Source organism: Blautia faecis, assembly GCF_027662325.1.
In the GTDB taxonomy this organism is placed as follows: domain Bacteria; phylum Bacillota; class Clostridia; order Lachnospirales; family Lachnospiraceae; genus Blautia_A; species Blautia_A faecis.
In genome coordinates this window covers 244,693-270,747 of record NZ_JAQDKY010000001.1, presented here as the reverse complement: position 1 = coordinate 270,747, position 26,055 = coordinate 244,693, and the positions used below count along the sequence as shown (strand labels likewise).

29 protein-coding genes and 1 pseudogene are annotated in these 26,055 nt (G+C 39.1%); 24 read left to right on the top strand and 6 right to left on the bottom strand.

Annotation, left to right across the window (positions count from 1 at the left end):
• Positions 1-183: 183 nt before the first annotated feature.
• From PGQ38_RS01065 to PGQ38_RS01015, 11 genes and pseudogenes are all read left to right on the top strand, one after another.
• Positions 184-342, top strand: a pseudogene (locus PGQ38_RS01065) (TnpV protein); the annotation flags it as partial.
• A 171-nt stretch (positions 343-513) separates the two neighbouring features.
• Positions 514-687 (top strand): hypothetical protein, encoded by a 174-nt coding sequence (locus PGQ38_RS01060; protein WP_226840925.1) that lies wholly within the window; start codon positions 514-516, stop codon positions 685-687.
• An 88-nt stretch (positions 688-775) separates the two neighbouring features.
• Positions 776-979 (top strand): phosphatase PAP2 family protein, encoded by a 204-nt coding sequence (locus tag PGQ38_RS01055; protein ID WP_319017142.1) that lies wholly within the window; start codon positions 776-778, stop codon positions 977-979.
• Positions 967-2,340 carry a GGDEF domain-containing protein gene (locus PGQ38_RS01050; RefSeq protein ID WP_270430566.1) on the top strand — a complete coding sequence of 458 codons (1,374 nt, stop codon included), beginning with the start codon at positions 967-969 and terminating at the stop codon, positions 2,338-2,340. The genes PGQ38_RS01055 and PGQ38_RS01050 overlap by 13 nt, the downstream gene beginning before the upstream one ends.
• Entirely contained in the window at positions 2,289-4,112 is a 1,824-nt protein-coding gene (locus PGQ38_RS01045) for an ATP-binding protein (RefSeq protein ID WP_270430564.1), read from the top strand. Before PGQ38_RS01050 ends, PGQ38_RS01045 begins: the two co-directional genes overlap by 52 nt.
• Positions 4,113-4,278: 166 nt before the next feature.
• On the top strand, positions 4,279-5,484 hold the full coding sequence (locus PGQ38_RS01040; protein WP_204454670.1) for an ATP-binding protein: 1,206 nt from the start codon (positions 4,279-4,281) through the stop codon (positions 5,482-5,484).
• A gap of 345 nt (positions 5,485-5,829) precedes the next feature.
• Positions 5,830-6,297, top strand: coding sequence for an Hsp20/alpha crystallin family protein (locus tag PGQ38_RS01035; protein ID WP_148461412.1), 468 nt, complete (start codon positions 5,830-5,832; stop codon positions 6,295-6,297).
• Positions 6,298-6,691: 394 nt separating this feature from the next.
• On the top strand, positions 6,692-7,174 hold the full coding sequence (gene greA, locus PGQ38_RS01030) for a transcription elongation factor GreA (RefSeq protein ID WP_148461413.1): 483 nt from the start codon (positions 6,692-6,694) through the stop codon (positions 7,172-7,174).
• 12 nt (positions 7,175-7,186) lie between these two features.
• Positions 7,187-9,220, top strand: coding sequence for a lysine--tRNA ligase (lysS, locus tag PGQ38_RS01025; RefSeq protein ID WP_270430562.1), 2,034 nt, complete (start codon positions 7,187-7,189; stop codon positions 9,218-9,220).
• Positions 9,221-9,432: 212 nt separating this feature from the next.
• On the top strand, positions 9,433-10,035 hold the full coding sequence (locus tag PGQ38_RS01020) for a Type 1 glutamine amidotransferase-like domain-containing protein (RefSeq protein WP_055271744.1): 603 nt from the start codon (positions 9,433-9,435) through the stop codon (positions 10,033-10,035).
• Between the two features lie 145 nt (positions 10,036-10,180).
• Positions 10,181-10,375, top strand: coding sequence for a zinc-ribbon domain-containing protein (locus PGQ38_RS01015; protein ID WP_202017096.1), 195 nt, complete (start codon positions 10,181-10,183; stop codon positions 10,373-10,375).
• Here PGQ38_RS01015 and PGQ38_RS20330 read toward each other — a convergent pair.
• On the bottom strand, positions 10,309-10,473 hold the full coding sequence (locus tag PGQ38_RS20330; RefSeq protein ID WP_373118348.1) for a hypothetical protein: 165 nt from the start codon (positions 10,471-10,473) through the stop codon (positions 10,309-10,311). The two genes, PGQ38_RS01015 and PGQ38_RS20330, sit on opposite strands and share 67 nt — an antisense overlap.
• 100 nt (positions 10,474-10,573) lie before the next feature.
• Here PGQ38_RS20330 and PGQ38_RS01010 point away from each other — a divergent pair, with 100 nt between their 5' ends.
• From PGQ38_RS01010 to PGQ38_RS00995, 4 genes are all read left to right on the top strand, one after another.
• Positions 10,574-11,413 carry a site-specific integrase gene (locus PGQ38_RS01010; RefSeq protein WP_330674418.1) on the top strand — a complete coding sequence of 280 codons (840 nt, stop codon included), beginning with the start codon at positions 10,574-10,576 and terminating at the stop codon, positions 11,411-11,413.
• A 149-nt stretch (positions 11,414-11,562) separates the two neighbouring features.
• Positions 11,563-11,757, top strand: a complete 195-nt coding sequence (locus PGQ38_RS01005; protein ID WP_204454659.1) for a hypothetical protein — start codon at positions 11,563-11,565, stop codon at positions 11,755-11,757.
• Positions 11,758-12,114: 357 nt separating this feature from the next.
• Complete coding sequence (locus PGQ38_RS01000) at positions 12,115-12,456, top strand: nucleotidyltransferase domain-containing protein (RefSeq protein WP_173703807.1); 342 nt, start codon at positions 12,115-12,117, stop codon at positions 12,454-12,456.
• Positions 12,443-12,865 (top strand): HEPN domain-containing protein, encoded by a 423-nt coding sequence (locus PGQ38_RS00995; protein WP_204454655.1) that lies wholly within the window; start codon positions 12,443-12,445, stop codon positions 12,863-12,865. Before PGQ38_RS01000 ends, PGQ38_RS00995 begins: the two co-directional genes overlap by 14 nt.
• Positions 12,866-13,271: 406 nt before the next feature.
• Here PGQ38_RS00995 and PGQ38_RS00990 read toward each other — a convergent pair whose 3' ends face one another.
• Genes PGQ38_RS00990 through PGQ38_RS00980 form a run of 3 tightly spaced genes read right to left on the bottom strand, consistent with a single transcriptional unit; the run spans position 13,272 to position 17,067 of the window.
• On the bottom strand, positions 13,272-14,390 hold the full coding sequence (locus tag PGQ38_RS00990) for a restriction endonuclease subunit S (RefSeq protein ID WP_204454653.1): 1,119 nt from the start codon (positions 14,388-14,390) through the stop codon (positions 13,272-13,274).
• Entirely contained in the window at positions 14,369-16,477 is a 2,109-nt protein-coding gene (locus PGQ38_RS00985) for an HsdM family class I SAM-dependent methyltransferase (RefSeq protein WP_270430561.1), read from the bottom strand. The genes PGQ38_RS00990 and PGQ38_RS00985 overlap by 22 nt, the downstream gene beginning before the upstream one ends.
• Positions 16,478-16,506: 29 nt before the next feature.
• Positions 16,507-17,067: a helix-turn-helix domain-containing protein gene (locus tag PGQ38_RS00980; protein ID WP_204454649.1), complete on the bottom strand. Its 561-nt coding sequence runs from the start codon at positions 17,065-17,067 to the stop codon at positions 16,507-16,509.
• 232 nt (positions 17,068-17,299) lie between these two features.
• Between PGQ38_RS00980 and PGQ38_RS00975 the strand changes: the two genes are divergently transcribed.
• The 3 genes from PGQ38_RS00975 (at position 17,300) to PGQ38_RS00965 (ending at position 18,467) form a co-directional block, all read left to right on the top strand.
• Entirely contained in the window at positions 17,300-17,533 is a 234-nt protein-coding gene (locus PGQ38_RS00975) for a hypothetical protein (protein WP_204454647.1), read from the top strand.
• A gap of 111 nt (positions 17,534-17,644) precedes the next feature.
• A complete protein-coding gene (locus tag PGQ38_RS00970; RefSeq protein WP_270430559.1) occupies positions 17,645-17,980 on the top strand; it encodes a hypothetical protein in 336 nt (111 codons plus the stop codon).
• Between the two features lie 52 nt (positions 17,981-18,032).
• Positions 18,033-18,467 (top strand): hypothetical protein, encoded by a 435-nt coding sequence (locus tag PGQ38_RS00965; protein ID WP_204454643.1) that lies wholly within the window; start codon positions 18,033-18,035, stop codon positions 18,465-18,467.
• Positions 18,468-18,674: 207 nt separating this feature from the next.
• Here PGQ38_RS00965 and PGQ38_RS00960 read toward each other — a convergent pair whose 3' ends face one another.
• A complete protein-coding gene (locus PGQ38_RS00960; protein WP_003864616.1) occupies positions 18,675-18,848 on the bottom strand; it encodes a hypothetical protein in 174 nt (57 codons plus the stop codon).
• 46 nt (positions 18,849-18,894) lie between these two features.
• Positions 18,895-20,052 (bottom strand): IS91 family transposase, encoded by a 1,158-nt coding sequence (locus tag PGQ38_RS00955; protein ID WP_204454642.1) that lies wholly within the window; start codon positions 20,050-20,052, stop codon positions 18,895-18,897.
• Between the two features lie 126 nt (positions 20,053-20,178).
• Between PGQ38_RS00955 and PGQ38_RS00950 the strand changes: the two genes are divergently transcribed.
• The 6 genes from PGQ38_RS00950 (at position 20,179) to PGQ38_RS00920 (ending at position 25,982) form a co-directional block, all read left to right on the top strand.
• Positions 20,179-20,304 (top strand): hypothetical protein, encoded by a 126-nt coding sequence (locus PGQ38_RS00950; protein WP_270430555.1) that lies wholly within the window; start codon positions 20,179-20,181, stop codon positions 20,302-20,304.
• Between the two features lie 489 nt (positions 20,305-20,793).
• A complete protein-coding gene (locus PGQ38_RS00940) occupies positions 20,794-21,930 on the top strand; it encodes a Fic family protein (protein ID WP_204454640.1) in 1,137 nt (378 codons plus the stop codon).
• A 29-nt stretch (positions 21,931-21,959) separates the two neighbouring features.
• Positions 21,960-22,913 (top strand): Fe-S-containing protein, encoded by a 954-nt coding sequence (locus PGQ38_RS00935; protein ID WP_204454638.1) that lies wholly within the window; start codon positions 21,960-21,962, stop codon positions 22,911-22,913.
• A 144-nt stretch (positions 22,914-23,057) separates the two neighbouring features.
• On the top strand, positions 23,058-24,029 hold the full coding sequence (locus PGQ38_RS00930; RefSeq protein ID WP_204454636.1) for an alpha/beta hydrolase: 972 nt from the start codon (positions 23,058-23,060) through the stop codon (positions 24,027-24,029).
• Positions 24,030-24,265: 236 nt separating this feature from the next.
• Positions 24,266-25,654 carry a condensation domain-containing protein gene (locus tag PGQ38_RS00925; RefSeq protein ID WP_118577803.1) on the top strand — a complete coding sequence of 463 codons (1,389 nt, stop codon included), beginning with the start codon at positions 24,266-24,268 and terminating at the stop codon, positions 25,652-25,654.
• Between the two features lie 97 nt (positions 25,655-25,751).
• The gene (locus tag PGQ38_RS00920; RefSeq protein WP_173770817.1) at positions 25,752-25,982 is read left to right on the top strand and encodes an acyl carrier protein; all 231 of its coding nucleotides are present in this window, start codon (positions 25,752-25,754) and stop codon (positions 25,980-25,982) included.
• Positions 25,983-26,055 lie beyond the last annotated feature (73 nt).

The following is a 26,055-nucleotide window of genomic DNA, read 5'->3' as shown; positions in this document are numbered from 1 at the left end:
CCTCTTGATAATGAAAGTCGATTTTTGTCCTGGCTTGTGTATACTAGAAGTGCCTGTTTTACAGGCTTTCCGGGGCATCAGTCATTTTGTCTGGTATTGTAAAGCAGTGTCAGATTTGTCGTAAATGTCGTAAATTTGTGGTCAAAAAATGATGAGAAATGGAGAGTGCTAATAAAATGAACGCAGGTAGCCAGAGAACGGGAAGAAGTGATCCTGAAACAGTTGGAAGAAAAAGAACCATTACCGGATAAAGAGAAAAATCAGATTGCCTGGGTAAGAGCTGCTAATCAGCACAGAGCGATTGCGGAAGAGATTATTCTCAAGGAATTGATTTATGTATAAATGTTGCCAGTAAACAATCTAGCAGATAACTAATGAAAATAGAATATTGTGAGCGAAGTAAGGCGTGAGTCATAGAAATGTGGCTTGCGTCTTTTTCTTTGCCTGAAAGGAAGTGATAAGTTACTGACATTTTTCAAAGACGCTGGTCTTGATGGAAAAGCAGGCTGGCAATTGTTCAAAGAGAAGGAGTATCTTGGCAAATTGGATAACCAGAAAGAAGTTGAGAAATTACTGGAACAGTATATTCTTCGGTTTGAGCGAGATCCAAAAGAAGAACCGGAACTGAGCCGGTTTCACTTATTTGATGCAAAAGGAAATATATATCAAAGGTCAGTGACCTTTTGACACCCTAATCCTGTTTATAAATAAATACATTCAAATTTGAGTAGGCATACAGGAAAAAGTAGGGTAAAATAATGTATATGCTGAAAGAATGGGAGAAAAGAAGCTGTGGAAACCGGTTCTGGTTCTTGCCTGTCTGATAGGAATATCAAGATTGTATTTGTATGTGCATTATCCCACAGATGTTCTTGGCGGAGTCCTGGCAGGCGCTATATCAGGATATCTGGGATATCGGTTCATCCAGGCCATTTTTTACAGAATAAAACAAGAAGGGGGAGGACCATGTCCGAAGTAAAGAATAAGAAAAAGAAATCCAGTATGATTCAGGTCAGTATTGGTGTTCTGGCAGTTATTCTGGCTATTCTTATTATTATAATGATGGGAATTGTTTCTGATATTCAGGGAACGGCCCGTATTGTAAATTATACTGGTTTAGTCCGTGGAGAGACACAGAGGATCATCAAGCTGGAGGTTGCCGGGGAACAGGACGATGCAATGATCCAGGAGGTAAGGTCTTTCATTGATGGTCTGCGCAATGGAAATACGAAACTGAATCTGGTATATCTGAATGATACGGATTTTCAGAATAAAATGCAGGAACTGGACGAGGGATTTTCTGATCTGTATAAAGAAATCTGTTTGGGGCGGTCTGAAGGATATGAAAAAACAGATATTATATCCAGAAGTGAGGATTTCTTTGTAATCTGTGATGAAGCAACAGGTCTGGCCGAAAAATATTCGCAGAAAAAAGCCACATCCTTATCATTGCTTGAAAAATATATCACAGCAGATATTGTTGTGTTGATGCTGCTGATCGGATATGAGTTTATAAAAGCAATACAGTATGCTGCAATGAACCGTCTGTTGCAGCGAAAAGTATATCTGGATGATGCGACAGGACTTCCGAACAAAAATAAATGTGAAGAATTACTGAGTGAGGAAGAAACGGATGCAGATACCGGTGTCTGCAGTTTTGACCTTAATAATCTCCGGCGTATTAATGACAGCAGAGGACATGAAGCCGGTGATGCCTATATCCGTAGATTTGCTATCTGCCTGCGGGCTTCCATACCAGCAGAGCAGTTTGTGGGAAGAGCAGGTGGAGATGAGTTTCTTGTAGTTACCCATGGACTGGACAGGGAACAGATGACACAGTGCCTTGAAAAGGTGCGCAGAGATATGGCAGAGGAATCCAGAGTGTATCCGGATACTCAGCTAAGCTATGCGGTAGGTTTTGCACTGGCCTGTGATTTTCCCGGAAGTACAATGAGGGAGCTGTTTAACTGCGCAGACAAAAACATGTATATCAATAAGAATCATGTAAAAAGGGAAGAGGCTGCAGCAGAAAAGAATCAGGGATATCAGCTGTTAAAGCTGCTTAATCAGCACGGCAGTAATTTCTCAGATTGTCTGTATTGTGATGCCGGGATGGATACCTATCGGGCGATTCGTTCCAGTGAAAATTTTTTCCTGGCCTCTGATGGTGCATATTCCGGTGCAGTGGAACAGATCATAGAGGAACAGATTGAAAAGTCCTGTCAGGCAGATATTCGCGAAGGGCTGCAGATTTCGGAACTTCAAAAGAAAATGCATACGAAGAAAATGTGCTGGAATATGAGTATAATATCGGGAAACAGGGGGCATATAACCGCCTGACACTGATTCCTGTGGACTGGGATGAGGACAAAAAGCTGCATCATTTTCTCCTGGCATTTGAAACCATCCGAAAGACTTCAGAAGGTCAGACAGGGGCAAAAGAGCAGCTGCAGCTTTATTATGAACAGCTGAAACAGTCTATCCTGGAAAATGACAGCTATGTGGATGCGCTTCTGGAATTGTCAGATGTGATCTATACAGTAAATCTGACAAAAGATGTTCTGGAAAGAAGGATTGTACTGAATGGAAAAGAACAGAAGAGCCGGGAACTTTTTATGGATTATTCACTTCCATGTTCTTATCAGGATTACTGCTGGGAATATGAGAAAAAAATCACCCAGGAAACAATTGCCGGTTACTGTATGACAGATAATTGTGAAAAGCTTCGTAAGAGGTTTGAGAACGGAGAAACAAATATGTCTGTGGAGTATTGTGCCCGCGAAGATGATGGAAGTATCCGCTGGGTACAGAAAACAGTTCTTATGACCAGAATGGTGGTGTTTGATACAGAAATTCTTGCTGAGATCCCTATGATTTATGCAATCATTCTGTTGCAGGATACCACACAGAGACATGAACGGGATGAGCAGGAACAGGCACGCCTTCAGGCTGCATTTAATGAAATGCGTGCCGAGAGCAGGGCGAAAACGAATTTCCTAAGCCGTATGAGCCATGATATCAGGACACCTTTGAATGGTATTATTGGTCTGTTAAAGATTGATGAGACCCATTTTGAGGATAAAGCACTGATACGGGAAAATCATAAAAAGATGAAGATAGCAGCGGATTATTTACTTTCCCTTATTAATGATGTTCTGCAGATGAGCAAAATAGAGGAAGGTCATATTGTTTTGACTCATGAATATATCTGTCTTAAAGATCTGGTCTATGAGATTGAGAGCATTATCACACACAGGGCAGCAGATGAGGATATTCAGTGGATTTATGAGAAAAATAAGGAGGATATTCCCTATCCTTATGTCTATGGAAGCTCACTGCATCTTCGCCAGATTTTTCTGAATATCTATGGAAACTGCATTAAGTATAACCGGCCGGGAGGAAAGATTACCACGGTAATGGAGGCTGTAGATGTACATGATGGGATCTGTACATACAGATGGACAATTTCTGATACAGGTATAGGGATGAGTGCAGAGTTCCTGAGCCGCATTTTTGATCCGTTCTCACAGGAAAAAACAGATGCCCGTAGTGTTTATCAGGGAACTGGTCTGGGAATGGCGATTGCCAGGGGATTGATTGAGCAGATGCATGGAAGTATTGAAGTGACAAGTCAGGTGGGAGTTGGATCTGTGTTTGTCATTACCATTCCTTTTGAGATTGCAGAGAAACAGAAAAAGGATGAGGAAATTGCAGAGAAATATAATATTCGTGGATTGCATCTGTTGGCAGCCGAGGATAATGAGCTTAATGCTGAAATCATAGAAATGTTGCTGACTGATGACGGTGCGAAGGTTACAGTTGCAAAAAACGGCAGACAGGCGGTGGAGTACTTCGAAAGTAATTCTCCGGGAACCTTTGATGCCATATTGATGGATGTCATGATGCCTGTTATGGATGGTATCGCAGCAACAAAAGCCATACGTGCTATGGACAGGGCGGATGCAAAAACAGTTCCGATCATTGCAATGACTGCAAATGCATTTGAGGAAGATGCAAAAAGATGTCTCGCAGCCGGCATGACCGCACATCTGGCAAAACCATTCCAGATAGAAGATGTGGAAAAGGCCATTGTGGAGTGCTGTGGAAAGTAATGCCATCTGCAAGATCTATTGCCATCAGTAAATTATCAGAAGCAGCTAGTAAGTTGATTTTTGTTCCAATAAAAATAAAAAATCAATAGTTTTGGGACTACAATCCTAAAACTATTGATTTTTTTGTTGCTTTTGGAATATAATTAGTAAAGAAAGGAGCATTATTATGATTATAGAAAGAAAAGAATATTTAGAAAAACTGATAGCCTGGAAAGATAAGCAGTTGATTAAAATTGTTACAGGTGTACGACGTTGTGGAAAATCTATGCTTCTGGAAATTTATCGCAATTATTTAAAAGAGCATGGGATTGAGGAAGAACAGATTATTTCTATTAATTTTGAAGATCTTGATTATGAAGAACTGACAGATTACAGGAAATTATATAAATATTTAAAGGAACGTCTGCTTGATGGAAAAATGACATATATTTTCCTTGATGAAATTCAGAATGTAACAGATTTTCCGAAAGTGTTGGACAGTCTTTATATTAAAAAAAACATAGATATTTATGTGACTGGTTCCAATGCATATATGTTGTCCAGTGAGATTGCAACTATGATTTCAGGAAGATATATTCAGATTGAAATGTTGCCGTTGTCTTTTAAGGAATATATGGAGAGTACTGGCAGTATGAATGACAGAGGAATCAAATATGCTGAGTATTTGCAGAATAGTTCATTTCCGTTTACACTGGAATTAAAAAATCAGCCAGATGAGATCAGAGATTATCTGGAAGGAATCTATAATACGATTGTTGTAAAGGATATTATAAACAGAAAAAAAATTACAGATACTATGATGCTTAAGAGTGTCTTAAGATTTGTGTTTGATAATATAGGAAATCCATTGTCATCAAAAAAAATTGCAGATACGATGACCTCAGAAGGGCGAAAAATTGATACAAAAACGGTGGAAAAATATCTAGAGGCTTTTAGCGAGAGTTATATTATATATCAGGCAAAACGTTATAATATAAAGGGAAAACAATATTTAAAAACTCTTGAAAAATATTATATAGTTGATATTGGAATGAGGTATATGCTTTTAGGTTCGAGGCAGGCAGATGCAGGACATGTTCTGGAAAATATAGTCTATCTGGAATTGTTACGTCGAGGATATGAGGTGTATGTTGGAAAAATCGATTCATATGAAGTGGATTTTGTGGCACAGAATAAAAAGGGAACAGTATATTTCCAGGTGGCACTGACTGTACGAGATGAAAATACACTTTTAAGAGAATTAAGGCCATTACAGGCGATACGAGATCATTATCCAAAGATTATCTTAACAATGGATGAAGAACCAGAAGAACAATATGAGGGAATTCGACGTATTAATGCCAGAGACTGGTTATTGGGGATTGTAGACTGAGCAATGCAAATTCATGGTAATAATATATATAAACAGAAGATACATTTGTTGATAGCAGTGAAAGTGCAAGATAAGTTGCAAAAATATGTTGTTCCTTTTTATGCAGTATGTGATGGGGACTGGATGTCCGGTGGATATCCGTCTAGCACAGACCGTAGCGTTCACAAATTCTTCACAAAAATATTAGCACTCACCTATTGACAGTGCTAATAATAGGTGCTATATTACAACTAGAACAAAGGAAGGGGATAAAAAGAAAGCAAAAGCGAAAGGCTTTATGAATTCCCTACCACCCGAGTTCCAAGAAACAAGGTAAACAGCATATATAAAAAGGAGAGATGACTTATGTTAATGCCTAGTATTTTTGGAGAGAACTTATTTGATGATTTCTTTAATGATTTTCCATTCTATTATGATGATAAAGCAATGAAAGATACCGAGAAGAAGCTTTATGGCAAGAGAGCCAGCCACGTTATGAAGACTGATATTAAGGAAATGGATAACGGTTATCAGCTGGTAGTTGATCTTCCAGGATTTACCAAAGATGAGATTAAGGCTTCCCTGGAGAATGGCTATCTGACCATCAGCGCTGAGAAAGGTCTGGACAAAGATGAGCAGGAGAAAGAATCCGGTCATTATATCCGCAGGGAGCGTTACGCAGGAGCCTGCAGCAGAAGCTTTTATGTAGGCGAGGACGTACAGCAGGAGGATATTAAGGCTGAGTTTAAACATGGCATTCTGAAACTGTTTGTTCCGAAGAAAGAAGCGAAACCAGCAGTGGAAGAGAAGAAACACATTGCCATCGAAGGATAACTTTTCCCCCTTCAGAAGCATATTCTGAGAGAATAGCATAATTTAGAAGTAAGATGCCGCAGAATCACGGAAAATGGTGGTTCTGCGGCATCTTTTTTTACATTTGTTCGCTATTTTTCTGTCTTGACAATGCCTGTTGATTTAGCTATAATGGTGAAACTGTGAATATCCTAGTGAATTTGTACCCTTTTGGGTAATGAAATGTCTGCTTCTGCAGGCATTAACAATTATAAAAGTGGACTGTTTGGCGAATGAATGTTATCTGTGGTTGGTATATTTCTGCAGCTTTTTGTTCAGGACTTTTATAGTAATGGAATTTTCCGGGAGAAACAGCATATAAGAAATGTATGATACGGGGCGACAAGCCGCCGGAATGAAAGGGAGTAAGGCTATAATGGAAGAAAAGAAGAACTTACTAACCTATGCAGGACTTAAAAAACTGGAAGAAGAGCTGCATGATTTAAAGGTAGTAAAAAGAAAAGAAGTAGCAGGTAAGATCAAAGAGGCAAGAGAGCAGGGAGACCTGTCCGAGAATGCAGAGTACGATGCAGCTAAAGATGAGCAGAGAGATATCGAAGCGCGTATTGAAGAAATTGAGAAAATCCTGAAGAACGCTGAGGTTGTAGTTGAGGACGAAGTAGATCTTGACAAGATCAGCGTAGGATGTAAAGTAAGAGTACATGACTTCGAGTTTGACGAAGATATAGAACTGAAGCTGGTTGGCTCCACAGAGGCAAACAGCCTGGAAGGCAAGATTTCTAATGAATCTCCTGTAGGAAAGGCTCTTATGGGCGCACACACAGGTGATATTGTAGAAGTAGAGCTGCCATCCGGTATCATGAAGTACAAAGTGCTGGAAATCCAGCGTAATATTTAAGGAGGCACAAAAGTGGCAGAACAGAAGAATCAGGATCTGAATCAGCTTCTGAAAATCCGCCGTGATAAACTGGCAGAGCTTCAGGCGAATGGCAAGGATCCATTTCAGATAACAAAATTTAATCAGACCCATCATTCATTGGAAGTAAAGAACCTTTATGAGGCACACGAAGCAGAGCTGCTGAAGGATCGTACAGAGCCGGATGTAACAGGTCTTGATGAAGAGCAGGCGAAGGAAGTTCAGAAGAACGACTACGAAGAGAGAAGAAGTATTATGGATGCCAGCCCGCTCCATGTGGCAATCGCTGGACGTATGATGTTCAAGAGAGTCATGGGAAAAGCTTCTTTCTGCAATATCCAGGACTTACAGGGAAACATTCAGGTATATGTTGCAAGAGACGCTATCGGAGCAGATTCTTATGCAGACTTTAAGAAATCTGATATCGGCGATATCTTCGGTCTGGAAGGTTTTGCATTTAGAACCAGAACCGGTGAGATTTCTATTCATGCAGAGAAAATGACTCTTTTATCAAAGAGCCTGCAGATCCTTCCGGAGAAATTCCACGGACTGACAGATACAGATATGCGTTATCGTCAGAGATATGTAGATTTGATCATGAACCAGGAGAGCAAGAACGTATTTATCAAGCGCTCTCAGGTCATTAAAGAGATCCGAAACTTCCTTGCTGGCCGTGACTTCATGGAAGTAGAGACTCCAATGCTGGTTTCCAATGCTGGTGGTGCAGCTGCCAGACCATTTGAGACACATTACAATGCACTGAATGAAGATGTTAAGCTTCGTATTTCACTGGAACTTTATCTGAAACGACTGATCGTTGGCGGACTTGAAAGAGTCTACGAGATTGGCCGTGTATTCCGTAATGAGGGTGTTGATACCCGTCACAATCCAGAATTTACACTGATGGAGCTTTACCAGGCATATACAGATTATGAAGGAATGATGGAACTTACGGAATCCATGTTCCGCTATCTGGCGGAGAAGGTCTGCGGTTCCACCAAGATTTCTTACAATGGTATCGAGATTGATCTTGGAAAGCCATTTGAGCGTCTGACCATGAATGATGCGATCAAGAAATATGCAGGAATTGACTTTGACCAGGTTGCAGATGATGAAGCTGCCAAGAAGCTTGCTGCCGAACATCATATCGAGTATGAGGAGCGTCACAAGAAAGGCGATATTATCAATCTCTTCTTCGAAGAATATTGTGAGAAAGAGCTGATTCAGCCTACATTTATTATGGATCACCCAATCGAGATTTCTCCGTTGACTAAGAAGAAACCTTCTGATCCAAACAAGGTAGAGCGTTTTGAGCTTTTCATTAATACATGGGAAATGTGTAACGCATATTCAGAGCTGAATGATCCGATTGATCAGCGCGAGCGTTTCAAGGCGCAGGATGCACTTGCAGATGCTGGTGATGAAGAAGCAAACCATACAGATGAAGATTTCTTGAATGCGCTGGAAATCGGTATGCCGCCGACAGGTGGTATCGGATACGGAATTGACCGTCTTGTTATGCTGCTGACAGACAGCCAGGCTATTCGTGATGTGTTGCTGTTCCCGACAATGAAGACCCTCGGTGGTGTAAAATCCGAAAATGGTGTAAGTTCTAAAGAGGTTTCTACACCAAATTCAGAGCCGGAAAAAATTGATTTTTCTAAGGTAAAGGTTGAGCCTTTGTTTGAAGAAGATGTTGATTTTGATACATTCTCAAAGTCAGATTTCAGAGCAGTTAAGGTTAAAGAATGCGTTGCTGTACCGAAGTCAAAGAAACTCCTTCAGTTCACTCTTGATGACGGAACAGGCATAGATAGAACCATTTTAAGCGGTATTCACGCATATTACGAGCCGGAAGAACTTGTTGGTAAGACACTTATCGCAATCACAAATCTTCCTCCAAGAGCAATGATGGGCATTGACTCTTGTGGTATGCTTCTCAGTGCAGTACACGAAGAAGAAGGCGAAGAAAAGCTTCATCTCCTTATGGTAGATGACCATATTCCGGCAGGTGCAAAGCTCTATTAAGAAGTACCGTTTTACCTTGCAAAACGGGATGTACTTCATTTGTGAAAAAGCTCTGAAAATACACAAATACACCAAATTTACACCAAATGGTGCTTGAAACGGTGCAGAGCCTTAAAAATCGCATATTTTAAAGATATATGGGCAGTTCCATTGCGGAATTGCCCATTTTCAGAAAGAAAAAGATAAATCGGTATTTATAAAGGAGAATATTGATGAAACTATTTTTATGTTCGCACTTTTCAAGTGTGGGAAGTCTGATAAAGGAAGAAATTGAAAATAAGAAAGTCGCATTTATTCCAACAGCTTCACTGCGTGAAGGCTACACCGGTTATGTCGGCTCGGCTCGAAAATTATTCAAAAAGTTGGGAGCAATCGTAACTGAAATTGATATTTCAACGGAGGCTTATTCAACGATACAGTCTGTTTTTGAAGAAGCAGATGTGATATATTTTACCGGCGGAAATTCTTTCTTTCTTATGGACCAGCTCCGTAAAACGGGAACTGATGGGCTACTGAAAAAGGAATTGGCAAATGGAAAATTGATGATCGGCGAGTCGGCAGGCGCAATTATATGCGCTCCAAGCATCCAATATATCGAGCAAATGGATGAAAAGCCAGAGGACTACTCACAAGAAGATGATGCAGGGCTTGATTTGATTGATTTCTATGTTCTTCCGCATTATCTTACAGCACCATTTAAGAAAGTTACCGAGAAAATAATGACTGAGTTTTCGGATTTGAATCTATGCCCGATTAACAACCGTCAGGGAATTGTAATTGATGGTGAAGGTTCAAAGGTTATTTGCAAAGACTAATTTGAAAATTCCCATTTATCAAGCCCTTTGAGAGAGGAGAAATCTTTTCTCAAAGGGCTTTTTCTATTTTTACGGATATTCGCAAACTACAAGAAAAAGCCGAAACCTCATATACTTTAATCACAGAGGAAGTGGAGGTTTTGATATGAGTAACAGCTTAGCGGCAGTACATCCAGAATTGATTGCAGAGTGGTCAGAAAAGAATTTACCACTGACACCGGACAGTATAACTTTCGGCTCGAATAAGAAAGTATGGTGGAAAGGTGCTTGCGGTCACGAATGGACTGCCGTTTTATCCAGTGCTGCTTTGATATCGTTTCTGTATCCAGCGATTGACTGAGTAGCCAGCACAATATTCACATGATACTTTCTTGCTTCACACAGCATTTCTAACAGAACGGAATCCTCTTTCAAAGAAAGATTCTGGAACTCATCTATAAAAATCCATAGGCCTTTAGTAATCAGCTTTCTTGTACGTAACCCTCTCCAGAGTAATGCAAGGGGCCTAAAGATTGCGACAATAGATAATATTCATACAGTGATACATCAGATTCTGCAGCTTGCTGTTGAAGACAATTACATAAGAAGAAATATTTCAGATAATTTGCTGAAAGAATTAAAAAGTTCTCATCATTATGAGGATTCACATAGACGCGCTTTGACATTACCAGAGCAGGAGCTGTTTATGGAATTTTTGTCCAAAGAGAACTCACAGTATTATCATTGGCTTCCTATTTTTACAGTTATGCTGGGAACTGGAATGCGTGTAGGTGAAATTACCGGGTTACGTTGGAATGATATCGACTTAAAGTCTGGAATAATAGACGTGAACCATACGCTGGTTTATTATAAACATCGGGATGAGAACGGCTGTTATTTCGATATTCATTCTCCGAAGACCAAAGCTGGAGTGCGTCAGATTCCTATGACGGAGGAAGTAAAGAATGCGTTCCTGTTAGAGAAAAGAATGCAGGATCTGGCAGGAATACAGTCCAAAGTAACTATTGACGGGTACCACAACTTCATTTTTGTAAACCGCTTTGGTAATGTGCAGAACCAGGGAACCCTAAATAGGGCTTTACGGCGTATTATAAGAGACTGTAATGACAAACAGCTTCTGAAAGAAAAAAAGAATCCCGTGTTACTTCCAAACTTCTCCTGCCACTCACTCAGACATACGTTTACAACACGCTTGGTAGAAGCAGGAGTAAATATTAAAGTGATACAGAACCTGTGTGGTCATAGCAGAAGTGATGTGACACTTGATATATATACGACAGTAACAAAAGAATTAAAACAGGCAGAGTTTGATGATTTCCAGAAAAAACTGAAAGAAAAGAAGCAGGAATGGAAAAACAGACAGGAAAAGGATGCGTGATTCTCTTCTGGCGTTGTCGAAAAAATCTTATTGCATAAGCAGTGGTAGTAAGATTATAATAAATGTAAAGGGAATAAAAGATAAGCTATGGAGCTATAGACTATAACAAGTGAATGAAACATTGGATAATTTGAAAGGAGGAATTGTCGATGGGAGCAACAGCAACAGTGAGAAAATCAGATTTTATAGATGCAATGGAAGAGAACCAGAAAGATGTCCGTAAGATGGTAATGGACAGTTACCATGATATTGAAAAAGGAAAAGGAAGAGATTACAAAGATTTTTTTGCAGAATTAGAAAGCAGGTACAGGAATGAAAGTGTGGCAATCATATCTGGAAAATAAAACCAGTGGCGCAATGAGAATGTACTGGGTTTACGGTCCAGATCAGAAAGATATTACAATTATCGGTTTGGAGCCACACTCAGAAGATAAGAAAATGGTGCATACGACCGAATTTCACTGTCAGATTTGTAGAATAAAACTGAATATGGAATTTTAACTGAGCAGCTATTCTATAAATAATAGGGTGGCTGCTTTTATTCCTTATTAAGTGGGAGATGTTTGTCTAAATTTGGAGAAAAATACTTATTGCATAACCGAGTGTGGTACGCTTATAATAAAGTAAGATATCTACTATATTTGAACAGAAGGTGCCGTGAGAGGCATTGAAATTGGTAATGAGCAGCAGGAGGTGGGACTATGCCAATAACAACACGAAATTTATTGGACCAGTACACAGAAATTTTGCAGAAAATATATGGAAAACATTTAAAAAAGGTGATTTTGTATGGTTCTTATGCAAGAGGTGATTACAGGGATGATTCAGATATAGATATTATGATTCTTCTGGATTTATCTGATATGGATATAAAACAGTATCGGCATGAATTATCTGGTGAAACCTTTGATTTTAATATGGATCACGATCTTGATATAAAGCCCATAGCTAAAAGTCAACAGCATTTTCAAAATTGGGTTGATGCGTACCCATTTTATGCAAACGTGGAAAAAGAGGGGGTAAAGCTATTTGAAGCAGCCTAATGAAAAAGGAACACAGAAGGATCTGGTTCTGTATAGAATTGAAACGGCACAAAGTGACATTAAAGCCGCAGAGATCCTTCTCGGTGCGAAAGAGTTTCGTGGTGCCAATAATCGTGCATATTACGGAATCTATCATGCTGTGTCTGCAATTCATGCGCTAGACGGAAATGCTTATAAAAGACATAAGGATGCATTGGCAAACTTCAATAAAAATTATGTCAAAACCGAGATTTTTCCAAGAAAGCTCGGAAAGAAAATTGCTGAATCAGAAGAAATAAGACATGCCAGTGATTATGATGATTTTTATATGGCTACTAAGGTCGAGGCTGAGGAACAGATTCAGACCGCCAAAGAGTTGGTGAAGCTGGTAGAAGAATATGTTCAGAAAAGATGGGCACAGGAAGAATGAACACTTCAAATTGAATATGGATATAACGTTAAAAAGTCTTGAAACAGCATTTTCATACCAGTCTTGAATATGTTGTAAGAGAATTATTATAGCTGGATCTTGGGGTACAATCTTTGTACCAATCTTGTACCAATTTTGTACCAATCGGTACAAAAAATAGTAGGAAAACGTAGATTTCCGTGGAATCACGAAATGCGAAAAAGCCCGAAAAATAGGCATTTGTGGGACATTGGAGAGATGGATTAAGAGACATCCTGATTTTCCCGACGATGAAATCTTTATCGTAAGAAATGGCGTAAAATCAGTGGTTACAAGTAGGCAAGGTCAATATTTACGAGCAATTTACGACCAAATAAGAGAACACGTTAAAAAGCACCTTCTGAATAGTTCAGAGGGTGCTTTCATTTTAGGCAATTACGATGTTAGTTAGCTCGATTATTTTGTTCATTAATTCCAATTTTATGTTTTCTAATTTTTCATACTTTATTGCTAATTCTTTTTGCTTTTCAATATCATATGAACCGTTATCTAAGATTGGGATTGGTATAGTATCCTTCATTTTCTTTATCATATCTGAGTTTAATGTAGTATATTCGTTTTTGCCCAAATCACCTTCTCGACCTTTTTTATTGGCTCGAAAGATGGGTTCAAGAACATATTTGATATAAGTTAAATCGATATTTTGACAATTATCTGTTGGAATAAGTATTCCTCTATGTCCTGTAAGAGAAAATTTTCCACTATGAAGCATCATATACCCTGCTAAACCGTCTTTCGCCCATGTAAGATATTCGCCATCGTAATCGAAACTGTCAACCATATCAAAAGAACCTTCGGTGTTACCTGAATAGAGAGGGATATCTCCAGCGTGATTTTTACAGTATTCTTTTGTATAGATGCTATTTCCGTTAGTTGGTTTGAACAAAAAAGAACATTTTACCTCAGCCCATTTAATATTTTTATCTTTGGGTAATCTGAAAGCAATATCTTTGATTTCGTCTAATCTGTTAATTAATGATAATCGTTTTTCTTCAACTTCTTTGTACTTCTGGGCAAGAGTTATTTGCTTAGATAAATCAAAAGTCCCATCATCAAGAATGGGTATTTTAATCTCAATGTTTTTGAAAGTTATTTTTGTAGCTTTATTTGAAAAAGTGTATTCCTGCTTTCTTGATTCGTTTTCAATTGCATATTTAAGATAGTTGCAATCAAGCTGATTGCGGATATCTTCAAAAATAACAAGAGGGACTACTTTTTCCGAGATGGTAAAATGCCCTTTTCTAAAGAAAACTAAACCAGATGCACCATCTTTATTATATGTTAGACAATCATCGAAATATTTAATCCCTTCTAAACCGTCTTGGATATATCCATAAGAGGGGATAGATAGGTCTTGTGATGCACCATAAACGGGTACAGTTCCTTTATGTGAATTGACAAAAGATTTAGTCAACCCACTGTTTGTGCTGATGCTAAAATCAAATATTTCGTGAATAGTTTTTTTTACAAATCTTCCTTTAACCATTCTATCGCTCCCTGATAATCGTGGATTTCATCGATTAGTTCGGATATATATCCGTTGAATTCATCGAGGTTCATGATGTTGTCTTTCTTTTTTATTCCAAGTGCTTCTTTTTCTTCATCTGTCCAATGAAGATTAATATCCCAATTATCGTCTTTCCCAAACTTTTCTATTTTGAGAAGTTTTGCTCGAGGATTATCATTTACCGCATTTTGAACCATGGAATGAGACTTGTTGTTCTTATACAGGGTATAGAGATCAACAGCGTCTCTCAGGTCATTATCATCGATATCGAAACGGTACGAATCTAAAGTTTCTCCTATTGTGCTGCATAGATAAGCAAATATCGGATAAGGCTGTGCAGAACTCTTCTCTGCATCAGTCCGTTTGTGTACTGTAAGTATGTATGTTTTTTTAGGAGTGTTGAAAAATGTTCCAACGGGTAAGGAGATGATACTTTCTATGTAGCAAGTATCAAGTATAAATTTCTTTAATTTATCATTGGCGATGTTTGTGAAAATACCATCGGGAAGAATGATATTAGCTTCACCACCTTTTTTGAGGGATTTAATAATCCATTCTGTAAATAGTGATTCTATTCCTCTGCCGCCAGTTGTATATGCTTTGGATGAACTACCAGATAAAGATACACTTTTGCTTGCTTCCGTTATAACAGCACTTTGATAATATGGTGGATTGGCTAAAATCAAATCGTATTTTTCTGGAACTAACTTTTCAAGGGTTCCAAGAGTAGAGTGACTTGATTTTATAACCGTGCTAAGTAATTCGTTTGATAGTTTTTGTATACGCTTAGAATCATCACTGTTGTTTTTGAAAAGGTCAGAATAGAATAATAATAGATTAGATTTAGCAAGTATTGTTGTTAAATCATCATTGTTATCTTCCATTCTTTTTTCCATCACATAGAGGTTAACAGATTTTTTTAAGATGCCATTTTCAAAATAGAAGGGGTTGGATAATTTCAATGATGCTTCTAATAAAAACTTACCAACACCGCAAGCAGGGTCACAGATATCCATTCCCTCACGAACATCAACCATTCGCACCATTTCTTGAACGACTTTTAATGGTGTGAAAAATTGTCCCATACCTTCTTTATCCGAACTATTTTTCATAAAGGTTTCAAACAGTTTAGATTTAAAATCTTTGTTTATATACAGGAATTTACCGTGTTCGTTCTCGTAATCCTTGAAGCAATCCAAAAGCTTTCCAAAGCCATCAGCTGCACTATCTATGATTATAGGATTTCCCATTTCATCGACCTGAGTATGAAACAATCTACCGTTTATAATAGTTGTGTTATCATCTGCAACAGGAAAAAGAACTAATAATTGCTCTCTTATTGTGGTGAGGTATTGCTTAAAGGCATCTTTAGCACTCTGTTTTTCATATATTTCATATACGCTGTCAAAACAGTATATTCCTTTTAAAACACCAATATCGGATAGAAACTTGAAGGTGAACATTTCAACAAATGTATAAAGAGAATTCTTGGCAGACGACAGAGACATGTTTTGTAATATTCTCGCTGTCTTTTTGGCTAATGGTGTAGGGTCAATATAATCTTTAGGAATAAGCTGATTGTTTTTATCATCGATGCAATAACAAACATCATCAATAAACTCAGCTAGTTCTTTGTTTTGTTCCTGAGATAATTCTTTAGGATTGATTTTTCTATATACAGGAGATCCATCCTCATAGAGGATATGTTCTTCTGTAAGAGGATTGAACCAAATGAATGTATCTCCGTCAGAGATTACATAAATTTTAGCCTTGGTCTGTTTTGCTACAAGAAGCTCCTGATACTTCGCTAAACGTTTTAGTGCATCTGAATGAAATTCGTCAGGAGTTTTCATTTCGATAAAGATTACGATTTCTTTGTTTTTGTTTAATACAAGAACATCGGGCTTGTTTGCTTTGATGTCTTTACATTCTTTGGCAGTAAGTCCGGTTATCTCCTTGTTCTTAACAAGGTCTTTGATTGTAGTAGCGCCGAGACTACGGCAGGTATACTTGTCGAGCTGTACTGGAATGGAATAAAGACCATCTTGGATAGTTTGTTCTGACATCGTATTTCTCCTTTGGTTGAGTTCTTTTTTTATACATCTTTCAGTTTCGAGTTTGAAACGGTTATAAGTACATCGGGATTACTGTGTATTATGGATTCTTTTACAGGAATAATGGTTGCATAGTCCTTGTAGGTGTCATGGATTATGTTTTCGTTGAATTTTTGTGTTTCTATGTCAAGCCATTGTGTTTTTAGCTCTTCAGGAATGTTCTTATCAGCTTTGGCGTTAGCTGTTTGTATAAGATACTCGAAATAAGCTCTGTTAATTGTCAGAGTTGGTAGAGGATAAACGGTGCCATTATCTGTAACGCCGCTAATATCGTGATAATCCAGGGATACATATTTGTTAAGGGTTTCGAGAAGGTTTGAACCACCTTCGCCTTTGCATAAATAATCAAGTGATACATTATAGTGTTCCGAGATAAGAATCATATTATCGAAGGTCAAGCCGATTTCTCCATTTTCAAGTTTGGAAATGGAGTTTGGTGTCGTGCTAATAACACTTGCAAGGTCTTTTTGAGTTTCTTTATTTTTTTTTCTGAGTTCCTGTATTCGTAAGCCTACAGATTTTCTATCGGTTTTGTTCTCCATAGTGTACTCCATCGGAAAAATGAATAAATAAAATATCATTTGTTTCTTAAAACCCATTATAAAGCATATATACGAAAAATCAAGATAGAATAACTACCATAAACTATGCTTAAAACTATCGTACAAAGGTTTTTACAATAGTTTTGAGAGGATTTATATTATAGTCATCGGAAGCGCAACCGAAATATAAAAGCCTATGCAGATATTAGCAGAAGCAGAAAGGAGACTAGCTATGAAGGCTAAACTTGTTGGTGTACAGGGAATCCATTTCACAAACAACAGTGGCGAAGAAGTCAACGGAACAAAAATCTATTGTGCTTTTCAGGACGAGAACGTTGAAGGACTTCGTACGGCAGATTTCTTCTTAAAAGATGGAATCACCCTTCCGAAAGACACTAAGCTTAACGATGCCATCGATATCAGCTTCAATATGAAGGGTAAGGTAGAGATGATTTTCAAGGCTTAATCAAATTACCAAAGATGGCAGGGGGATGATAACCTCATCCCCTTGTTCATCAGAAAGGAATTAGTAATGGATAAGAATATTGAAACTATGCTCATAGAATGTCATATCTTGATGAGTGAAGCACTTAAAGAATATGAGGACAGAGCTTATATAAGTAACAAGCTGTTTGAGATTAGACAATATCGTAATAAGCTTCCTGAGGATGTATATGGAAAGATTAAGGAATTCGCAGATAAGAATATTCGCCCGATGGCGTATGATGCTGATTTCTGGTCTTTTATAGAAAAGGATGAAAGCTGTGGTTCGTACAACGAAGAGAATCATTTCATTATTGATTCTGACCGTTCGCTTGAAAACATTATTTTCAGAAAGTACAACCATGTACATGATTTGCTTATGGAGTTAAGTAATTTCATGTCAGAGGGATTCAGCTTGAATTACGATTGAGTTTGTACCGGGGGATGGGCTTCCATCCCCTGTTTTAGAAGAAAGGTGGAAAATGGATAATAAAGAGTTTAACGAAAGAAGGCACAATAGAAAAAAACAGGAGTGCAGATTTCGTCTTGGCATTCAGCAGTTATGGAATTATCCGATAATCAATCTTCTGTGGATTCTGTTTGCAGGTGGTGTTGTGCTGATGGTAATTACAGAAAAAAGATTCGTTACAAATATGGAAATATACCCTTTGTTTAAATCGGTGTTTTCTGCGTGTATGACAATTATGCTTGTTATATTTCCTGTAATATGTGCAATCGGGTTGATTCAGTTCGTGGGCTTTTGTTTTGCGATTAGGGATGAAGCCGATATGGAGATAGTATTCGGAGATAAACGAGATGTGAAAAATCAGCCGCCCATACCTTATTACAAGAAGAGGGACAGAAAGTCAGGTGTAACAAAAAGAGAATTCTATACGACCATACCAATGGAAAGATGACGAATTTCAGGTGAAAGGACACAGGTTTGAGAATGAAATCAAAATTGATTCACTGGATCAATGATTGATAAGCACGACAACAAGAGCACTTCTTAGAGTTAATCTGAGAGGTGCTTTTTTTCTTTATAGGAAAGACCGCCTGAGGCGCTCTCTTGAATTGAAAAATGCCCGCACGGAGGCGGGCACGACGACAAGACGATCCTTGGATTAGAAGATATAAAAGCCTTCCTCTCCAAAATCGTCATCAAGTTCGTCATCATTTAGAAAATAATCCATATCCAGAAGTTCTTCTTCGCTCATGTGGCGAATGTCCCTGGAAGTCATTCCTTCTGGTGGATTTTCGATGTATTTTTTGCGCAGTTCCTCGATATCTGGTTTCATGGTGTTTTCCTCCTTTGAGAGGATTATATCACAGAATCCATAAAAATTATGCAGAAGACCATCTTCTACGAGCTTTGGACATTATTTTCTCGTACATTTCTTCGAGGGAGACGCGCTTGTGGTTAAAGTAAAGTTCCAGAAAGAGCATTTCATGTTTACAGTCTGGACACTTTAATGGATCATATCCAAAAGAAGAAAGGATAGCTGTGCGCCATTTGTTAAAGTCGCGCAGAGTATGCCGTTTCGCTTTTGAAATTGCTAGGTGCAGATTTTTATCTATTTCGCGGTGACGTGCATAAAGGCCACCATACCGGATCATTTTAAAGTGTTTCTCCGGTATGTGTCGGATCAAACGCCTGATGAAATCTAATGCAGGGATTGTTTCCTGAATATATTTGTCATCTTCATGACGGTTGTAATGAAATGTGACTGTTTCCGAGTCCTCATCATAGCTGTCAATTCTGGATGTGGCAATAACTGGCCGCCCAAGATAACGTCCAATGTATTTTATGACCGTTTCAGGGTCACACTTGTTTGGTTTTGCATAAACGTAAAAGCCTTCTTTATGATTCGTGTAGCACTGGGATTTTACTTTTTTGAAAGAAGATCCGAGTCTGCGTCCCATTTCATCAAGCAGTGCTGTGCGGAAAGCATTACGCAGATAAGTATAATTGAAGTGATGGACCGGACGCCAGAATCCATCATCACTGTAACTACCTTCCGATATAAGACAGTGGATGTGGGGATTCCATTTTAAATCCCTGCCAAAAGTATGTAGTACCATAATAGAACCAGGTGTATAATTTTTAGACTTGTTCATTTTGAAGAACATACGAGAGACGACACTGGTAACAGAGTGAAAGAGGCAGTCGAGCAGAGTACGGTCTTCAAGAAAAAAGTCACGAATATTTTCATCAATAGTAAAAACACAGTGGCGGTGCTGGACATTAACAAGCTTAAAAGACATAGAAGTAGTACGTGCCATAGAATACTTGTTTCCACAGGTAGGGCAGAAACGGCTGTGACATCGGAAGGGGACAAATTTAAGCTTGCCGCAATGGGGACAACCGTACAGGGCACCGCCAAAAGATGGATCACCACAGTTGATCATCTTATCGATATTTTCCATCTCAGTAGATCTGGGATGAAGTGTATATTTAATTTCTTCATAGTAGTCAGTAAAGATTCTTTGTAAGATATTCATAAGCCTATTATGAATGAAAAGTTGAAAAAAAGAAACCCCTATCCCCTCAAGATTGAGGGGCAGGGGAGTTGAAGTGTCGAAGACACTTTTTTATGAACGGAAATGCAGTTTGCTGTTCGGAAAGCAATGAAAAGTGCTGAACCGGAAGCGGTGGCTTTTGGGAAAGCAGTTGCACCGGACGGAAAAGAGCCGCCGATTGAAAAGATTATAGCGATGATTGCATTGAATGTTAATAATAGAATGTATAATTGAGGTGCTTCGGCCTCTCTTTTTCTTATCCTCGAAAATGTAGTATCAGGTGTTATCAAAAAGTGACACCTTGACGTTACTGTTCACTGGTAACGTTCCGCGAGGCGTTTTTTGTGAACAAAGTTCACAGAAAACCCGAGAATTACGGCGCGAAATCATGCGAATGCATGATTTCTGTGCATCGCGAAGCGCGTTATTGTGAACGGAGTGAACAGTAACACCTTGACGAGTAGAAGTTGCGAACGAATCCTCATATCTTGAAAAAAATAGATTATTCATAGTATAATATCAAATAAGAATGAAACAGTATCCCTTGGGGGGGAATGGCAAGGTACAGATACTTGCACCGGAAAGTGTGAGAGAACAGTACAGACAGATGATTGCAAAAGCTGATGAGGATATGCAGAAAAGCGAATAGTGCAGATTTGAATTTGCGCAGACAGTCTGCACAAATTAGATTGAATTATAAGACTATGAAGCGAGGTAGTGGATATGGAAAAAGACCCGTTTAAGGAATATTTGAGGGAGTCTGAACCGGATAAAGCTCATAAGGGATATGCTTGGAGTACGGCAATCGGACTTCAGGCAGTGGACGGACTCAAACCATCTAAATATTTGATTGATACTGCCATTCAGAATATTGAAGGCAAAATCACAATGAAAGAAGCACAGAGCCTTATTGATAGTTACTATGAGGAAAGACCTGTGCATTTGTCCGATGATGAGCGTACCGAAGAAGCTGATAAGGTTTCGTCCCGTATTGCTGAAATTCTTTCTGAAACAGCGTTCTCATTTTCTCCAAATGAGTATATCTCTATCCACCGCAAACTCTTTCGGGGTATTTATAAACACGCCGGAAAGATTCGAGATTACAACATCACAAAGAAAGAATGGGTGCTTGATGGAGCAACTGTAATGTACGGTAGTGCTTCAGAACTGAGAGCCACACTGGAATATGATTTTTCGCAGGAGAAAGATTTTAGTTATAAAGGACTTTCAATGGACAAGATTATCCATCATCTTGCGGTGTTTGTTTCAAGGTTATGGCAAATCCATATCTTCGGAGAAGGCAATACGAGAACAACGGCAGTGTTCTTTATCAAATATTTAAGGACACTGGGCTTTTCTGCAACCAATGATATTTTTGCGGAAAATGCGTGGTATTTTAGAAATGCACTTGTCCGTGCAAATTATACGAACCTGCAAAAAGGTATTCACGAAACAACAGAGTATCTGGAAGTATTTCTCAGAAATCTTCTTTTGAACGAGAAAAATGAGCTTCATAATAGAAATCTTCATATAAGTGGACTTTTGAACGAAGAAAAAGTGGACATTGGGGATTCGAAAGTGGATATTGAGAATGAAAAAGTGGACGTTCAAGACAAAAAAGTGGATATTGAAAGTGTGCTTTCCGGAAAAGGTAGTGATTTCTCAGTAAAAACGACGATTCATATTCATAGACTTTTTGAAAGATTTGGTTTTGATGAGGTGTTTGGAAGAAGTGCAGTTATGGAGCTTCTTGAGCTAAAAGGTTCAGGTGCTTCAAAACTTCTTTCCAATTTGGTAAAGGCAGACATTATTGAACCGGTATCCGGTCACGGAAAAGGAAGATATAAATTCAAGAAGTAGGGCTTCTTACATCTGTTCATTGTATAGCGATGTGTGGAGGGATTAATCTGTCGCAGTGCATTCCTGTGGCAGACGATGACAATGGGAAAACTCCGAAAAATAAGATAATCTTTCCATCCTTGTTATATAATACGGGACGTGTGATTTCATATTCGGTAATCGGTTTTTTGCTGGGCGGAATGGGAATGCTGTTAACAGGAGGCGGCGGAATGGGAATTCCACTGCTTCTGCAGGGGATATTGAAAATAATAGCGGGTTTGTTCATGGTGATCATGGGAATAAACATGTTGAGCTGGATTACATTATTAAGAAAGTTCCAAATCAGATTTCCACAAAGGCTGACTGATAAAATAAACAAGAAAAGAAGAAGAGAGAACAGACCGTTTTTTGTCGGACTGTTGAATGGGCTGATGCCGTGTGGCCCCATGCAGTCCATGCAGATTATAGCACTTGGATCGGGAAATCCTGTCTCAGGTGCGGCTGCGATGCTGATGTTCAGTCTGGGAACGGTTCCTCTGATGCTTGGTTTTGGAAGTCTGGATACGTCAGAAGCTGAAAATACGGAATCAGATGCGGAGAAAGAGGAAATAGTGGTATATGAAACTCCTGCCGTAGAGAATGGTGAAATTTCAATTAATGCAGATACATTGACTTCGAATCCAATGTATATCAATTACGATTCCAATGGAACCAATATCCAGCTTATTGCTGTAAAAGGCTCGGATGGAACTCCGCGCTTATCACTTAATACATGTCAGGTATGCAATCCATCGCCAAGGGCGTATTTTAAGGAACAGAACGGAAGACTGGTATGCCAGAATTGTGGAAATGTATTCACGACAGACAGTGTAGGTGAAACTACAGGCGGGTGCAATCCTATGTATATAGATTATAAGAATACAGACGGAAAACTGACGGTAAGTGTGGCAGATCTGGATACATATACAGATCAATTTGCTTCGTGGGATGGTCCGGTAAAATAGTATCTTCATCGGAGAGCTATCAGCTTGAAAGGTGGATACCTTATCTGTCACCTGAGTCTATGGTGAAAGACCTTAAAGCTGTCTGATATAACTGAAGTTTTACGGGCAGGATTCTTATTCAAAATGTGAACTGCGGAGGAAATCATGACGAAGAAAAAAATTATTAAGCTGTTCGCAATACTGGCGGCTGTTTTTCTGGGATCACTGGAGATGGGATGGCGCTTTTTTAACATGGTGGTCTGCTGCAAAAGGGGAGAGCAGAAAAAGGAAAGAAGGAAATGGTTTGAACTGTCTCATATCAGGGAAAATCATCCACAGAACGGTTATGCCAGAGAATATAATGAGAGTAAGGAATGGTGCTTTGAACAGAACATGCAGGACTGTTATATCAAAAGTATTGACGGATTAAAACTGCATGCATTATATCTGCCTGCAGAAGCTGCGAAACGGATCGTCATATTAAGTCATGGATATCGTGGCAGCCGGTTTGGCACGTTGTCGTTTATGGCGAAATATCTGCATGAGCATCAGTGTGATGTCCTGTTTATCGAGCATCGCTGCTGCGGTGACAGCGAGGGAAAATATATTACTTTTGGAGCAAAGGAACAATGGGATGTGCAGCAATGGGCAGTATATATGGCTGAACGAAACAAAGAGAAGCTTCCCATTTACCTGTACGGACAGTCCATGGGTGCAGCATCTGTGCTGATGGCATCAGGACATACTCTTCCACCGGAAGTAAAGGGCCTGATTGCGGACTGTGGTTTTCAGTCTATGGAAAGGCAGATGCGTGATATGGCAGCTAACTGGTTTCACCTGCATCATATTCCGTTGCTTCTGATGGAACTGGACTGGTTCTGTTCTCTTCTGGCTGGATTTCATATGAAAGATGCAGACACTACAGAAGCCATGAAAAAAAATAAAAGACCGGTTCTCTTTTTCCATGGAGAGAAGGACACCTATGTGTATCCCAATAACTCTTTTCAGAATTATATGTTCTGCAGGGCAGAGAAAGAACTGGTGATCATACCGGGCGCTCGGCATCTGTGCAGTGCCTATGCAGATCCGGAACTGTATCAGCATAAGATGATGGAATTTTTTGAAAAATACGATTAAACGGAAAAAATCCTGACCGGGATTTATCAGACATAGTACATAGCAGGAAATACACCTTTGAATTGTTATGTTAAATGTATGATAAGTCTCGGTCAATTTTTTATAAAGTGTTCATTAAGTCTTCTGGGTACTGGAATTTCCTGAGAAGGTATGATATTTTTTCACCTGAAGCATACATACAATGTTTTCTGTCCCGGATAAAGAGGAAACCCGGGACAATGGAGGTTATCTATTATATGAGAAATTATTATCCTTTGACGGCAGCTCAGAAAATGCATCACAACTGGATTCTGGATTATGGTACACAGCAGGTATCGGGTGTAAGCGTTGTGGCTTCTGTACAGGCAGAACTGGATTTTGGATTATTAAAAAAATGTATTCAGATGGAAACAGAGCGTTCCGGTTGTACCAGAGTCCGTTTTACAAAGCCGGATAAAGATGGAAATGTAAAACAGTATATTGAAAAACAGGACCCACGTGATATTGAGCTGAAGGATCTGTCAGGAATGGAAAGTCTGGCAAAGGCAGATGAGCTGATGCAGCAGTGGGCATATGAAACATTTGACGGAAATAATATTCCGATGTGTGAATTTACCATGCTGAAGCTTCCAGAAGGATACAATGGTTTCTTTTTACATATGGATCACAGACTGATCGATTCCTGTGGACTTGTAGTTATGATCGAAGATTTGTTCCAATTATATACGCATTACAGATATGGAACAGCCTGTCCTCAGGAACTGGCAGATTTTGAAACGGTTCTGAAAAAAGACCTGGCAAAGGCGGGCAATGAAAAGCGTTTTGCAAAAGATAAAAAATTCTGGGATGACCAGCTGGATGCACTGGGTGAGCCGTTATATTCTGATATTCAGGGACCATCCGTATTGGAGGAAGCAAGAAAGCGCCATGGAAATCCGAAGCTTCGTGCTTCTGACATTGAGATGAACGAGCTGTTTGTTGCAGTAAAGGATTATCATCTGGAACCGTATGCGACACAGAACCTGATGGATTTCTGTATGAATCATCAGCTCTCTATGACAAATTTGCTTCTGCTTGGTATCCGTACTTATTTGTCAAAAGTAAATAATGGACAGGAAGATATTACAATTCAGAATTTTATATCCAGACGTTCTACCCATGACGAATGGACTTCCGGAGGAAGCCGAACCATTATGTTTCCATGCAGAACAGTGATCTCACCAGAGACAGATTTTCTTTCGGCAGCTTATGAAATCCAGAATATGCAGAATCGAATTTATATGCACAGCAATTATGACCCGGCATTTATTGTGGATGAGATGAGAAAAAGATATCATATACCGGAGCATACCAGCTATGAAAGCTGCTATCTGACCTATCAGCCAATGCCGGTGAGGGTGGAGAATGAAATGCTTGGAACTATCCGCCAGCATGCCAAATGGTTTGCAAACGGCGCTGCAACCAAGAAAATGTATCTGACCGTATCTCATACCGAGGATGGGGGAATGAACTTTTCCTATCATTATCAGACTGCGCATCTGGAGGAGCATGACATGGAATTGTTGTATTATTATATGATGCGTATTCTTTTTAAAGGAATTGCAGAGCCGGATATGAGCATTGGAGAGATTATGGAACAGGTATAAAGAGTAACAGGTCCCACAAAGCCTGAAAGGTTAAGAGTGGTTAAAGAGAACTTGTCGGCATTGTTTTTATAGAAATCAAAAATCAGGAGGAAATGGAATGAGTCAGGAAATGGAATTTAAAAATATTGTGGCGCAGTACAGTAAAGTGAAACCGGAGGAGATGACAGGTGAGATGAGATTTCGCGAGGATCTGGGATTTACGTCCCTGGATTTTATGTCTTTCCTGGGTGAGCTTGAGGATACCTTTGATATTGAACTGGATGAAAACGAAGTGACAAAAATTACAACTCTTGAGGAGGCACTCAAGCTTCTTGAGGAGCTTCAGTAGGACTTAATGTTACTGTTCCCGGAGTGAACAGTAAGACTTAACAGAGTGTCAGTTCACTGAACAGTGAAGGAGG